Consider the following 14,161-nt stretch of genomic DNA (forward strand, 5'->3'; position numbering starts at 1 on the left):
CACCCGGAGGGCGTCGGTGCGGGCCACTACCGTGAGGACCATGGCGACCCGTACCTCTTCCTCCCGGGCGCGCTCCGGCGCGTCGGGCGGAGCCTCGCGCCAGGGCCGCCCCGCGACACCGCGCGGCGGCTCGTCGCGACCCACCGGCAAGGGGCCCGCTCCGGCGCCCCGGCGGCCCGCGCTCCCGCTGCGCATGCTGCGCGGCGTCTGGATGGGGTCGGCGCACCTCGTCGGCGGCGCCGCGCGCAAGGTCGGCCACGGCGCGCGCGACCTCGACCCGGCGCACCGCCGCGACGGTCTCGCGTTCACGTTGCTCGGGCTCGCGATCGTCATCGCGGCCCGCGAGTGGTGGAGCCTGTCCGGGACCGCGGGGGACGTCGTGCACGCGGTGGTCGCCGGGACGTTCGGCACCGTCGGCGTCGTCGTGCCCGTCGTGCTCCTCGGGCTGTCGGTGCGCCTCATGCGGCACCCCGACCGCGTGCAGGCCAACTCGCGCATCAGCATCGGGCTCACCGCGATCACGCTCGCGGTCTGCGGGCTCGTGCACATCGGGGCCGGGCTGCCGACCACCGACGACTTCGCCGCGCTGCGCGGCGCGGGCGGCGTCGTCGGCTTCCTCGTCGGGACCCCGCTCGCGAGCCTGCTCACGTCGGGCGTCGCCGTCGCGCTGCTGCTGCTCCTCGCGTTCTTCGGCGTGCTCGTCGTCACCGCGACGCCCGTGCACCAGATCGTGCCGCGCCTGCGCGACCTCTACCACCGGCTCACCGGCGGCCACCGCGACGGCGAGGTCGAGGAGGACGAGGACGCGCCGCTCGTCATCAACGCGGGTCACTCCGCGCTGCCCGAGGTCGAGCCTCCGAAGAAGAAGACCCGCCTGCTCGGGCGTCGCAAGCGTGCCGACCAGCTCGACGACGCCGACCCCGACCGCCTCGACGCGTACGTGGGCGACGAGGCCTTCGAGCGCGCGGCCGTCGTCGAGGCGCTCGCCGGGGAGGCCGAGCCGTCGCCCGTCACCGAGCCCACCGCCGTCGTCCCGGCACCGCGCCCGCCCGCCGAGCTGCGCGCCCCCGAGCCCCGCGGCGTCCCGCGCGGCGAGCAGCCGATGCTCGAGGGTGACGTCCTCTACACGCTCCCGAACGAGGACGCGCTCGCCAAGGGTGCGCCGCACAAGGTGCGCTCGGCCGCGAACGACCGCGTCGTCGAGTCGCTCACGACCGTCCTGGACCAGTTCGAGATCGACGCCAAGGTCACCGGCTTCACGCGCGGCCCCACGGTCACGCGCTACGAGGTCGAGCTCGGCCCCGCGGTCAAGGTCGAGCGGGTCACCGCGCTCAGCAAGAACATCGCCTACGCGGTCGCGAGCGCCGACGTCCGGATCCTGTCGCCGATCCCCGGCAAGTCCGCCATCGGCATCGAGATCCCCAACACCGACCGCGAGACGGTCTCGCTCGGCGACGTGCTGCGGTCCAGCGCCGCCAAGCGGTCCGAGCACCCGATGGTCATCGGCGTCGGCAAGGACGTCGAGGGCGGCTACGTCACCGCGAATCTCGCGAAGATGCCGCACCTCCTGGTCGCGGGCGCGACCGGCGCGGGCAAGTCGAGCTTCGTCAACTCGATGATCGTGTCGATCCTCATGCGCGCCACGCCCGACGAGGTCCGCATGGTGCTCGTCGACCCCAAGCGCGTCGAGCTCACGATCTACGAGGGCATCCCGCACCTCATCACGCCCATCATCACCAACCCCAAGAAGGCCGCCGAGGCGCTCGAGTGGGTCGTGCGGGAGATGGAGGCGCGGTACGACGACCTCGCGCTGTTCGGGTTCAAGCACGTCGACGACTTCAACGTCGCCGTGCGGGCCGGCAAGGTCAAGCCGCTGCCCGGCTCCGAGCGCAAGATCGCGCCGTACCCGTACCTGCTGGTGATCGTCGACGAGCTCGCCGACCTCATGATGGTCGCGCCCCGCGACGTCGAGGCGTCGATCCAGCGCATCACGCAGCTCGCGCGCGCCGCCGGCATCCACCTCGTGCTCGCCACGCAGCGGCCGTCGGTCGACGTCGTCACCGGCCTGATCAAGGCGAACGTGCCGTCGCGGCTCGCGTTCGCGACGAGCTCGCTCACCGACTCGCGCGTCGTGCTCGACCAGCCGGGAGCCGAGAAGCTCATCGGCCAGGGTGACGCGCTGTTCCTCCCCATGGGTGCCGCCAAGCCGATGCGCACGCAGGGCGCCTGGGTCTCCGAGTCGGAGATCCACGCGGTCGTCGAGCACGTCAAGAAGCAGCTCAAGCCCGTGTACCGCGAGGACGTCGCCGTCACGGCGGCCAAGAAGCAGGTCGACGAGGACATCGGCGACGACCTCGACCTGCTGCTGCAGGCCGCCGAGCTCGTCGTCACGTCGCAGTTCGGCTCGACGTCGATGCTGCAGCGCAAGCTGCGCGTCGGGTTCGCCAAGGCCGGGCGCCTCATGGACCTGCTCGAGTCGCGGGAGATCGTCGGGCCGTCCGAGGGGTCGAAGGCGCGCGAGGTGCTCGTGCAGCCCGACGACCTGCCGGGCACGCTCGCGATGCTGCGCGGCGAGCCCGGGGCCGAGGACGACGGTGCGCTGCCCGGCGACCCGCCCGTGGCGACCGACTACTTCGACGACGCCGAGGAGGACGACGCAGGACCCTGGTCCGGCGGCGGCCGATGAACCTGCCGGTGACCGACCCCCGGAGCCTCGTCTCCACGGTCATCGCCGTCGTCGCGATCGTCGCGCTCGTCGCCGTCCTCGTCCTGCTCGCGCGCCAGCGCCGGCAGGTCCGCACCGCGAACCAGCTCCTCGAGCTGTCCCGCGAGCTGCGGCAGCGCTACGACGCGCTGCAGTCCGTCACCAAGGAGGGCGTGCTCGTCCAGTCGCTGGGCGGGCGCGTCCTCGACATCTCGGAGCGTGCCGCCGCGATCCTCGGCGTCGACCCGGCGTCCGCGCTCGGCCGGCCCGTCAGCGACCTGCCGCTCGTGCTCGTCAACGAGCAGGGGCTCTCGATGAACCCGGCGGCGGTGCTGGGGCACCGCACGGTGCCTGGTCCCGACACCGCGGAGTCGGGGCCCGAGCTCGTGGGCGTCGCCCTGCCCGACAGCGCCGGCATGCACGTGCGCATGGTGCAGGTCGCGAGCCAGCTCGTCCCGGCGGGCGACGGCGAGAACCCCGCGGTCCTCACGACGCTCGTCGACGTGACGGGGCGGCGCGAGGTCGAGGCCGCGCTGTCCCGCAGCGAGACGCAGTTCCGCGTGGCGATGGAGAACGCGCCGATCGGCATGGCGCTCGTCGACCTGGACTGGTGCGTCGTCGAGGCGAACTCGGCGCTCGCCGAGCTGCTCGGTACCCGCGTCGACGCGCTGCGCGGCTACCCGATGTCCGAGCTCGGCGAGCCCGAGGGGCGGGCCGCCGAACGGGCCGAGGTCGACAAGCTGCTCGCGGGCGGGGCGCCGCGCTTCTCGCTCGAGCAGAAGTACGTGCGCGCGGACGGGCACGCCGTGTGGGTCGTGCTCGACGCGGCGCTCGTGCGGTCGGCGAGCGGCACGCCCGACCACTTCGTCGTGCAGGTCCGCGACTCCACGGAGTCCCGCCTCCAGGCCGAGATGCTCACGCACCGCGCCATGCACGACCCCCTGACGGGTCTCGCGAACCGCACGCTGATGCAGGAGGTGCTCCAGTCCGTGCTGGAGCAGCCCGGCGTCGTGGACCGCGTCGCGGTGATCGCGTGCGACCTCGACGGCTTCAAGCAGGTCAACGACCGCTACGGGCACGCCGCGGGGGACGAGCTCCTCGTGCACGTCGCGGGCGTGCTGCGGGCCGCGACCGCGCGGCGCGGGACCGTCGCTCGGCTCGGCGGCGACGAGTTCGTCGTCGTCGTGCAGGACGCCGACGGGCCGCGTGCGGTGTTCGAGATCGCCGCCGCGATCCACGCGGGCCTGGTCGAGCCCGCGCGCATCGCGCGCCGGCGCGTGCAGGTCGCCGCGAGCATCGGCATCGCCCTCGCGGACCCGGAGACCGTCGAGGGCGGTGCGCCCGCGCTCGTCGCCGCCGCCGACGCCGCGCTCTACCGGGCCAAGGCCGCCGGGCGGGGCCGGACCGAGGTGTACGACGCGTCGATGAGCGCGACCTCGACGACCGGCGTGCACCGCGAGCTCGCCGACGCGATCGCCGGGCGCGAGCTCGTCGTGCACTACCAGCCGATCGTCGACCTGGCCGACATGCGCGTCGTCGGCTACGAGGCGCTCGTGCGCTGGCAGCACCCGCACCGCGGACTGCTGCTGCCCGGGTCGTTCCTGGCGCTCGTGCAGGAGGCCGGGCTGTCGGTGCCGCTCGCGCAGTACGTCGCGACGTCGGTCGTCGACTTCGTCGCGCGCACGCGCGACAAGACGCGCTGGGTGTCCGTCAACGTGTCAGCCGACCAGCTGGGCGACGGCGAGTTCGCGACGACGCTCCTCGGCGAGATCTCGCGTCGTCGCGTGACGCCCGGGCGGATCGTCGTCGAGCTCACCGAGTCGTCGCTCGTCGCGTCGAGCACGCGCATCCGGCACGAGCTCACGCAGCTCTCGGCCGCGGGCGTCCCGATCCTGCTCGACGACTTCGGCACGGGCGTGTCGCCCTTGTCCTACCTGCGCGACCTGCCCGTCGCGGGCGTGAAGCTCGACATGTCGTTCACGTCGGGCATCCCCGACGACCCGACCGCCGGCAAGGTCGCGCGGGCGCTCGGCGCGCTCGCCCGGGAGCTCGCGATGGTGACGATCGCCGAGGGGATCGAGCACGAGGAGCAGGCGCGCTACCTGCACCGCAACGGCTGGCGGTACGGCCAGGGGTGGCTGTTCGGCGGCGCGCAGCCCGCCGAGGCGACCCGGACCTGACGCGGGCTCCGGTCGAGCACAGCCGCGGGACGGGCGTGGTGACGCGTCGCGGGTCGGTGCGGAGAGGGTCGCGTGCCGGTGGGCAGGCAGCGATCAGCATGCGGCCTCGCTCAGCGGGCGAGCGGCCGCGTCCGACGGTCAGCCGGCGGTGCGCGGCACGACGACCGGCGCGGGGCCGGTCGGGACGACGGGCGTCGTCCGCTCGGGCGCCTGCGCGCCCGCGGCCGCCCGGACGCGCGCCACGCGGTCGGCGACCTGGGCGGCGGACAGCGTGCCGGTGCCCTGCGGGACGTCGACGAGCGCGTGCAGCCGGTGCCCACCCGTGCGGTCGACGGTGATCGGCGTCCACTCGACGCCCGTGACCTCGACGGGCCCCGCGGCGACGCCGCGCGCGGGGAACGCGCCGGTCGCCCGGAGGTGCGCGGTGAGCAGCAGCCCGGAGCTCGTCCCGGGCGCGCAGCACGCCTCGTCCTGGTTCGACAGGTAGTTGCCGAGGCCGTACGCGACCCACATGCCCGCACCCCGGGGACCGCCCGCCAGGCGCTCGACGGGCTGCGGCACGTGCGCGTGGTGACCGATGACGAGGTCGACGACGCCCGAGTCGGCGAGCTGCTGGTCGATCGCGACCTGCTCCGCGGTCGGCTCCGTGCGGTACTCGACGCAGCAGTGCACGCTCGCGACGACGACGTCCGCACCCGCCGCCCGGGCAGCCGTCGCGGCCGCGACCAGGGCGGGCACGTCGATGCGGTCGACCGACCATGGCTTGTCCGCGTCGACGGGCATGCCGTTCGTGCTGTAGGTGGCTGCGAGGTGCGCGACCGTGACGACGCGACCGTCGCGCTCGAGCCGGTAGAGCTGCGGCTGCGCCTGCTCGGCCTCGGAGCGGGCGGTGCCGACGTGCCCGAGGCCGGCCGCGTCGAGCGCGTCGAGCGTCGCGGTCACGCCGGCGAAGCCCCGGTCGACCGAGTGGTTCGACGCCGTCGAGCAGCCGTCCCAGCCCTGTGCGCGCAGCCCCTGCGCGATCGCGGCGGGCGAGCCGAACATCGGGTAGCCGCTCGGCCGCGTGCCCGCGGGCGCGACGGGGACCTCGAGGTGGCACAGCGCGAGGTCGGCGGGCTGCACCCACCGGTCCAGGCCGGCGAGCAGCGGGGACAGGTCGTACCCGTCGGTGGTCCGCGCCGACGCGAGCACGGGCAGGTGGGGGAGGACGTCGCCGGCGGCGACGAGCGTGAGGTCGAGGTCGGGGTCGGCGGTCGGTGCCGGCGTCGGGACGGTCGACGCGGTCGGCGGGGCGTCGACACCGTCCGGTCCGGCGGCGGGTGTCGCGGTCTCGCCTGGCGGCAGGTCGAGCCGCGCGCCGGCCACGATCCCGCCGTCCGACGGTGCGGGGGTCAGCGCCGCCGCGGCACCCACGCCGACGAGGACGCACGCGAGCGCGACCAGCGCGCCCACCAGGGGCGACCGGCGTCGCCGGGCGCGGGCGTGGCGGGTCACACGCGGACAGTAGTGGCGGCGTCAGGGCCGGATGACACGCGTCACCCGAACGGCCGTGCGCGGCGCTGCCCGCTCGCCCAACTAGGCTGAGCGGGTGGTCGACGCCGTCCCCTCCGCCTGGAACCTGGCGAACGTGCTCACGGTGGCCCGCATCGTGCTCGTCCCGTTCTTCGCGTGGGCGCTCCTCGCCGACGGCGGCCACACCGTCACGGGTCGCCTGGTCGCGACCGGCATCTTCGTCGTCGCCGCGCTGACCGACCGGCTCGACGGCTGGCTGGCCCGGCGCTCGGGCACCATCACCGACCTCGGCAAGCTGCTCGACCCGATCGCGGACAAGCTGCTCGTCGGCACCGCGCTGGTCCTGCTGTCGTGGCTCGGTGACCTGCCGTGGTGGGTCACCGTCGTGATCCTCGTCCGCGAGCTCGGCATCACCGCGATGCGGTTCTTCCTGCTGCGGTACGTCGTCCTGCCCGCGTCGCGCGGCGGCAAGCTCAAGACCGTGCTCCAGTCGGTCGCGATCGGCCTCTACCTCCTGCCGCTCGACCAGCTCCCGGCCGCCGTCGAGGTGGTCGCCGCCGTCGCGATGGGCGCCGCCGTGCTGGTGACGGTCGTGACCGGCCTCGACTACGTGCGGACCGCCGTGCGCATCCGCCGGGCCGCCGCGGTGCCGCCCGCGGCGGGCGTCTAGGCGCGGCACCGTGGCAGAGGGCCGCGAGTCCGCGCCGGACACGCCTGACGAGGCGCCGGGCGAGTCGCACGGCGCCGTGGGGCGGGCGGCCGCGCTGCTCGACGTCCTCGGCCGACGCGGCTGGACGCTCGCCGTCGCCGAGTCTCTGACGGGCGGCCTCGTCTGCGCGACGCTCGTCGAGGTCGCCGGTGCCTCGGCGGTGCTGCGCGGCGGCGTCGTCGCGTACGCGACCGACCTCAAGGGCACGCTGCTCGACGTCGACCGCGCACTGCTCGCGGCGCGGGGCGCGGTCGACCCGGACGTCGCGACCGCCATGGCCGCCGGGGTCCGTGCCCGTCTCGGCGCCGACGTCGGCCTCGCCACCACCGGTGTCGCCGGCCCGACCGCGCAGGACGGTCACCCGCCCGGCACGGTGCACGTCGCGGTCGTCACGCCGTCGGGTGCCGCCGTGGGCTCGCTGCACCTCGCCGGCGACCGGCCCGCGGTGCGGGCCGCAGCGGTGCGCGCAGTGCTCGACCTCGCGGTCGACGAGCTCGCCGGACGCGTGCCCGGCTCGGGAACACCCGGCGCCCCAGGACCGTTGCACACCACGTGATGAGCACTCGACCCCCGGCCCGACGCACGCCCGCGCGCGCGGGAGGTGCGCGGTACGGTGGGAGTCTCCCGGCGCAGACGAAGCCGGGTGCAGTGGTGACGGGTCCCTCGCGGGTCCCGGCGCCGAGCGATGGGCCGGCACGCGACGCGAGAGGGGGAGCCCGGATGGTTGTGCTACGTCGAGAGATCGGCGACGTCCTGCGGGACGCTCGTCAGCGCCAGGGGCGCACCCTGCGTGAGGTGTCGTCCGCGGCCCGTGTCTCGCTGGGCTACCTCAGCGAGGTCGAGCGAGGGCAGAAGGAGGCGTCGTCGGAGCTGCTGAACAGCATCTGCGAGGCGCTGGACGTCCCGATGTCGCTCGTGCTGCGCGAGGTCAGCGACCGTGTCGCGGTGGCCGAGGGTCTGCTGATCCCCGACACCGTCCCGGCCGACCTCGCCGCGTCCGTCGGCGGCAGCGCCGACAACGGCTGGCAGCGCGGTCGCGCGGAGCTCGCCCCGATCGGGTAGGCCCCGACGTCCCGGTGCTGCCGGGCTCACGGTCCGTGGACCTCAGGTCCGCGGACCGTGCCATGTCGTTGCACCGCTGGCCCCCGCGTGAACGGCGCCTCGCTGCGCCGAGCGGGTGACGCTCGCGTCCGGAGTGTGGTCACACCCGGGTGAAAACCGCCGCTACGACGACGTCGGCGGTGCCTGGCAGCGCGGGCACCAGAAGACCGGCCGTTCCATCGGCGGCTTGCGGGCCGTGCCACGAGCGATCGGTGTCCCGCACCGCACGCACGGCCGCTGCCGTCGACCGTGCACGCGCTCGTCCGGACGCCCCGTCGCCACCGACCGCTGCATGAGCCGACGAGCGACCCCGAGGATGCGTGCGGGGTCCGTGACCTCGTCCGCGGGCGTCCACGGCCAGACGCGCTCCGCGAAGAGCGACTCCGCCATGAAGATCGTGCCGATCCCCGCGACGGCCGTCTGGTCGAGCAGCACCTCCGCCACGGGCGTCGCGCCGCGGTCGGCCCAGCGGCGCAGCACCTCGTCGACGTCGAAGTCGTCGTCGAGGACGTCCGGGCCGAGGTGCCCCACGAGGGTGTGCTCGTCCCGCGTGGCGACGACGTCGAGCATGCCGAGCAGGCGTCCGAGCGCGGTCCACCGCTCGGTGGCGAGCACCGCGCGGATCTGGGGTGCGCGCGCCTGCGCCTGCGGTGAGCCGGTCGCTGCGACGCGCCACGTCCCGTCCATGCGCAGGTGCGTGTGCAGCGTGCGCCCGTCGTCGAAGCGCGTGAGCAGGTGCTTGCCGTACGCCGTGGTGCCCAGCACCGTCTGCCGGACGAGGTGGACGCCCGCCGCGGTCGGCCACCGGAGCTCGGCGCGCACGAGCGGTTCCCCGACGAGCGCGGCGTTCAGGCGGGCCGCCGTGCGACGCAGGACGTCACCCTCGGGCATCGGGGGTCCTCACGACTGCCCGCGGAGCCGCAGCCCTCGCGGCGTCGGCGCGAACCCGGCCGCGACGAGCGCCTGGCCCACCGGGCCGTGCAGCGCGCCCCCCGCGAGGACCTCGGCACCGTCGAGACGCGTCACGGTGAGGCGTCCGGAGTGGCGCGTGCGCACGGCCTCGGCGAGCCCGTGGGCCGCGGCCTCGAGGACGGCGACGTCGGACGTGAACGACAGCGCGGTGCGGCCGCCCCGTTCGAGGTAGAGGACGAGTGCGCCGTCGACCAGGACGACGAGCGCACCGGCCTTGCGGCCCGGCCGGTGGCGTCCGGGCGCGGGAGCCGGGCGTGCCGCGTCCGCCGACCCGGGGGTGTCCCGCTCGACGTCGCCGCTCGGCCACGCGAGCGCGGCTCCGTACGGGTTCGCGGGGTCGGTCGCGGCCAGCACCACGACGACGGGCCCCTCGCCCTCCGTGCGACCGGCCGCGCCGTGCGGGTCGTCGGCGGCGTCCGCGGCACGTTCGGTGGCCCGGTCGACGACCTGCGCGTCGACGCGCAGGCGGTCCACCGCGCCGGGCAGCGCGAACTGCGACCCGCCGAGCCGTTCGACGAAGTACCCGCGCCGGACCTGGCCGCCGTTCTCGAGCGCCGTGAGGACGCGGTAGACGTCGGCGAACCGCCCGCCGAGCCCTTCGGACGGCGCGACGGCGCGCGTGAGGACGCCGTGCCGGTCGAGCAGCTGCGCCGCGGCCGCGTGCGCACGCAGGGTCGGGTCGGCCTCGCGGCCCGGCAGCAGCGACCACCGACCGCCGGCCGCCGCGGCCGACGCGGCGCCTCCGCCGGGTAGCGCACCCGTCCCCGCACCCACGGCCGTCCCGGTCCCGTCGGTCGCGTACGCCCGGAGCCCCGCGCGCAGTCCCAGCCTCGGGCGCAGCGCCCGGCCCCGCGGCGACGGTGCGCGCGTGCGGTGCGCGGTCGAGCCCGTGCCGAGCCACGCGCGCAGCGGCGCGAGGCCGTCGTTCGTCACGAGGCCCGCCCACACGAGGTCCCACAGCGCGGTCGCGACCTCGGTCGACGTCGGCGGCGTCTCCTCGGGCGACGTCGCGCGCACGCGCTCGACGAGCTGGTGCAGGAACCAGGCACCGCCACCGGCGAGCGCCTCGAGCACGCCGTCGTGCAGCACGGTCGACGTCGGGTCGTCGGCGTCGCGGTCGCGCGGCGGCGGCAGCGTGAGGTCGGCGACCGACGCGGGGTGCAGCGACACGAGCCCGTCGTGCCCGGCGAGCGCACCGTGCCCGGCCCACACGACCTCGCCCGCGGCGGTGAGCTCGTCGAGCATCGACGGCGCGTAGTCGGGGACGCGCGCGGGCAGGACGTGCGTCTCCCACGCCGACGCCGGCAGCACGGCCCCGGCGAGCTGCTCGACGACGCGCGCGACGCCGTCCACGCCGCGCAGCGACGCGTTGCCCGCCGCCCGCCCCGGCAGCCGCACCGGCTGCACCCCCTGCCAGCGCGGCAGGAAGACGCCGAGGGCCTGCGGGTCGACGGGCTCGACCTGCGCGCGCAGCGCGGCGAGCGACCGGCGGCGCAGCGTGCGCAGCACCTGGGCGTCGCAGAACTCGTCACCCGTGCCGCCGAGCTCGTCGGGACGCAGCCGGCCGTGGACCAGGACGCCCGCCGACTCCATCCGCTGCAGCGCGTCCGACACGACGGCGACGCCGAAGCCGAACCGCGCCGCGGCCGACGCGGCCGTGAACGGTCCGCGCGTGCGCGCGTGCCGGCGCAGGAGGTCCCCGACGGGGTCGGGCACGAGCTCCGTGAAGACCTCGGGCACCCCGACGGGGAGCGCGACACCGAGCGCGTCGCGCAGCCGCCCGGCGTCCTCGACCGCGGCCCACTGCTCGGCGCGCTCGGGCGGGAGCCCGCCGAGCCGCACGCGGATCGCGCGGCGTGCGCGCGCGAGCTCGTCGAGCCACGCGGACACCTCACCGCGGTGGTCCCCGACGACGCGCTGCGCGGCCTCGTCGACGGTCAGCGGGCCGTGCCGGCGCAGGACGTCGGCGAGACCCTCGAGCGACGACACCTGCCGGTCCGGCGCCGTGCCCGCGAGCTCGGCCTCCGTCCGGACGACCGCCTCGGGGTCCAGGAGGTCCGCGAGCTGCGACTCGCCGCCCTGGCCCAGCAGCTCCGCGAGCAGCGTCGGGTCGAGCGTGAGCGCGGCCGCGCGCCGCTCGGCGAGCGGCGCGTCGCCCTCGTACAGGAACTGCGCGGTGTACCCGAACAGGAGCGCCTGCGCGAAGGGCGACGGCTGCGGCGTCGTCACCTCGACGACGCGGACGCGCCCGTCGGCGACGTCGCGCATGAGCGACTGGAGCGCCTCGGTGTCGAAGTCGTCCTGCAGGCACTCACGGGCGGCCTCGAGCAGGATCGGGAAGTCGGGGTACTGCGCGGCGACGGACAGCAGCTGCGCGGACCGCTGGCGCTGCTGCCACAGCGGCTGACGCCGGTCGGGTCGGCGGCGGGGGAGCAGCAGCGCGCGGCTCGCGGCCTCGCGGAACCGGGCGCCGAACATCGCCGAGGAGCCGAGCTCTGAGCGCACCGTGTCGAGCACCTCGTCGGCGTCGACCAGCAGGTCGTCGAGCCCGATCGCGGGGCCCGCGTCGACGTCGCTCCCGTCGGCCCACGCGTCCTCGCCGAGCACGTCGGGCAGCCGCAGGACGATCCCGTCGTCGGCGTGCATCGCGGCGGCGTCGACCCCGTACCGTTCGCGCAGCCGCGCCCCCACGACGATCGCCCAGGGCGCGTGCACCCGCGCGCCGTAGGGGGAGTGCAGCACGACGCGCCAGTCGCCGATCTCGTCGCGGAACCGCTCGACGACGAGGACGGTGTCGGTCGGCAGGTCGCCCGTCGCGGCGCGCTGCTCGGCCAGGTACGTGAGCAGGTTGTCGGCCGCCCACGGGTCGAGCCCGGCCGCCTCGACGCGCGCCCGCGCGGCCGGCTCGGGGAGCGTGCCGAGCTCGCGCACCCAGGCGCCCATCGCGCGGCCGAGCTCGGCGGGGCGTCCCTGCGAGTCGCCCTTCCAGAACGGCAGCCGCCCGGGGACGCCCGGCGCGGGCGTGACGAGCACGCGGTCGGGCGTGATGTCGTCGATGCGCCACGTGCTCGACCCGAGCGTGAACGTGTCGCCCACACGCGACTCGTACACCATCTCCTCGTCGAGCTCGCCGACGCGCCGCCCGCCGCGCACGCGGCCGCCGGTGCGCTCGGCGTCGACGGGCACGTCGCTCGTCGTCGCGCCGCTCGCGAGGAACACGCCGAACAGGCCGCGGTCGGGGATCGTGCCGCCGCTCGTGACCGCGAGCCGCAGCGCGCCCGGCCGCGCGGACAGCGTGTCGGTCACGCGGTCCCACACGATCCGCGGGCGCAGCTCGGCGAACTCCTCGCTCGGGTAGCGGCCCGCGAGCATGTCGAGCACCGCGCGCAGCGTCGCGTCGCCGAGCGTCGAGAACGGTCCGGCGCGGCGGACCACGGCCGCGAGGTCGTCGACCGACCAGTCGTCGGTCGCGACCATCGCCACGACCTGCTGGGCGAGCACGTCGAGCGCGTTGCGCGGCACCGACAGCGGCTCGAGCGTGCCGGCCCGCATGCGCTCGGCGGTGACCGCGGCCGGCACGAGCTCACCGCGGAACGTCGGGAACACGACGCCGCGCGAGACCGCGCCGACCTGGTGACCCGCCCGTCCGACGCGCTGCAGCCCGCTCGCGACCGACGGCGGGGAGCCGACCTGCACGACGAGGTCGACCGCACCCATGTCGATGCCGAGCTCGAGCGAGCTCGTCGCGACCACCGCGGGCAGGCGGCCCGCCTTGAGCTCGGACTCCGTGCGGGTCCGTTCCGCGCGGCTCATCGACCCGTGGTGCGCGCGCGCGAGGATCGCCTCCGCGGTGCGGGTGTCGATCCCGACGGCCGTCCCCGACTGCGCGGGTGCCGCCGCAGGCCGCAGCGTGCCGGGGTCGGGCACGTCCTCGCCCTGGCGGCCGGCCCACACCTCGTTGATGCGCGCGGTCAGGCGTTCCGCGCCGCGGCGCGAGTTGGTGAAGACGAGCGTCGAGCGGTGGTCCGCGACGAGGTCGACGACGCGCTCCTCGACGTGCGGCCAGATCGACGGGCGGGTCAGCGGGCGGTCCGCGGTCCCGCTCAGGTCGAGGTCGGGCAGCGGGGTGTCCGTCCCGGCGGCGGTCCCGAGCTCCGTGAGGTCCGGGACGGGCACGACGACGTCGACCTCGATGCGCTTGGTCGACGGCGGCTGCACGACGGTCACCGTCCGGCCGCCCTGCGCCGCCGGACGCGCACCCCCGAGGAACTCCGCGACCGTCTCGACGGGCCGGACGGTCGCCGACAGCCCGATCCGCTGCACCGGCCCGGGCCCGTCCGGGCGGTCCAGCAGCGCGTCGAGCCGCTCGAGCGACAGCGCGAGGTGCGCGCCGCGCTTGGTCCCGGCGACCGCGTGGATCTCGTCGACGATGACCGTCCGGACGCCCGACAGGCCCGACCGCGCCGCCGACGTCAGCACGAGGTACAGCGACTCGGGCGTCGTGATGAGGATGTCCGGCGGCTTCGTCGCGAACGCGCGCCGCTCGGCCGGCGGGGTGTCGCCCGTGCGGATCCCGACCGACACGTCGGGCAGCGTGCGACCGAGCCGCGCTGCGGCCTGCCGGATGCCGACCAGCGGGGACTGCAGGTTGCGCTCGACGTCCGTCGCGAGCGCCTTGAGCGGCGACACGTAGACGACGCGGCAGCGCGCGGCGGGGTCCTCCGGCTGGTCCTGCGTGAGCAGGCCGTCGAGCGCCCACAGGAAGGCCGCGAGCGTCTTGCCGGACCCGGTCGGCGCGACGACGAGCGCGTGCTCCCCGCCCGACACCGCGGTCCACGCACCCGTCTGCGCGGCCGTGGGCTGCTCGAACGCGCCGGAGAACCACGCCTGCGTCGCGTCGGAGAACCGGTTGAGCACCACCGCGTCATCGTGCCAGGCACCGCCCACACCCGCCCTTCGCGGATCCGCACGTCGGTGTGGGCG

The 14,161-nt window shown here is 75.8% G+C and carries 8 protein-coding genes; 5 read left to right on the top strand and 3 right to left on the bottom strand.

Going from position 1 to position 14,161, the window contains the following annotated elements; all coding sequences use genetic code 11:
- The first annotated feature begins 40 nt into the window (after positions 1-40).
- Together KOV94_RS17255 and KOV94_RS17260 are read left to right on the top strand one after the other, a co-directional pair.
- Positions 41-2,686 carry a DNA translocase FtsK gene (locus KOV94_RS17255; protein ID WP_225916903.1) on the top strand — a complete coding sequence of 882 codons (2,646 nt, stop codon included), beginning with the start codon at positions 41-43 and terminating at the stop codon, positions 2,684-2,686.
- Between the two features lie 8 nt (positions 2,687-2,694).
- Positions 2,695-4,884 carry a putative bifunctional diguanylate cyclase/phosphodiesterase gene (locus KOV94_RS17260; RefSeq protein WP_235843516.1) on the top strand — a complete coding sequence of 730 codons (2,190 nt, stop codon included), beginning with the start codon at positions 2,695-2,697 and terminating at the stop codon, positions 4,882-4,884.
- 138 nt (positions 4,885-5,022) lie between these two features.
- Here KOV94_RS17260 and KOV94_RS17265 read toward each other — a convergent pair whose 3' ends face one another.
- A complete protein-coding gene (locus KOV94_RS17265; RefSeq protein ID WP_124344345.1) occupies positions 5,023-6,378 on the bottom strand; it encodes a CapA family protein in 1,356 nt (451 codons plus the stop codon).
- Positions 6,379-6,472: 94 nt separating this feature from the next.
- Between KOV94_RS17265 and pgsA the strand changes: the two genes are divergently transcribed.
- From pgsA to KOV94_RS17280, 3 genes are all read left to right on the top strand, one after another.
- Positions 6,473-7,066 (top strand): CDP-diacylglycerol--glycerol-3-phosphate 3-phosphatidyltransferase, encoded by a 594-nt coding sequence (gene pgsA, locus KOV94_RS17270; protein WP_124344346.1) that lies wholly within the window; start codon positions 6,473-6,475, stop codon positions 7,064-7,066.
- 76 nt (positions 7,067-7,142) lie between these two features.
- Positions 7,143-7,661 carry a CinA family protein gene (locus KOV94_RS17275; RefSeq protein ID WP_218052756.1) on the top strand — a complete coding sequence of 173 codons (519 nt, stop codon included), beginning with the start codon at positions 7,143-7,145 and terminating at the stop codon, positions 7,659-7,661.
- Between the two features lie 164 nt (positions 7,662-7,825).
- Positions 7,826-8,167 carry a helix-turn-helix domain-containing protein gene (locus KOV94_RS17280; RefSeq protein ID WP_124344347.1) on the top strand — a complete coding sequence of 114 codons (342 nt, stop codon included), beginning with the start codon at positions 7,826-7,828 and terminating at the stop codon, positions 8,165-8,167.
- A gap of 162 nt (positions 8,168-8,329) precedes the next feature.
- On the opposite strand, the gene KOV94_RS17285 is transcribed toward KOV94_RS17280, so the two are convergent.
- Both KOV94_RS17285 and KOV94_RS17290 read right to left on the bottom strand, forming a co-directional pair.
- On the bottom strand, positions 8,330-9,097 hold the full coding sequence (locus tag KOV94_RS17285; protein WP_218052728.1) for a DNA-formamidopyrimidine glycosylase family protein: 768 nt from the start codon (positions 9,095-9,097) through the stop codon (positions 8,330-8,332).
- Positions 9,098-9,106: 9 nt separating this feature from the next.
- Complete coding sequence (locus KOV94_RS17290) at positions 9,107-14,098, bottom strand: ATP-dependent helicase (protein WP_218052729.1); 4,992 nt, start codon at positions 14,096-14,098, stop codon at positions 9,107-9,109.
- Positions 14,099-14,161: the final 63 nt, after the last annotated feature.

The sequence above is a fragment of the Cellulomonas algicola genome, assembly GCF_019024305.1.
GTDB lineage: Bacteria > Actinomycetota > Actinomycetes > Actinomycetales > Cellulomonadaceae > Cellulomonas > Cellulomonas algicola.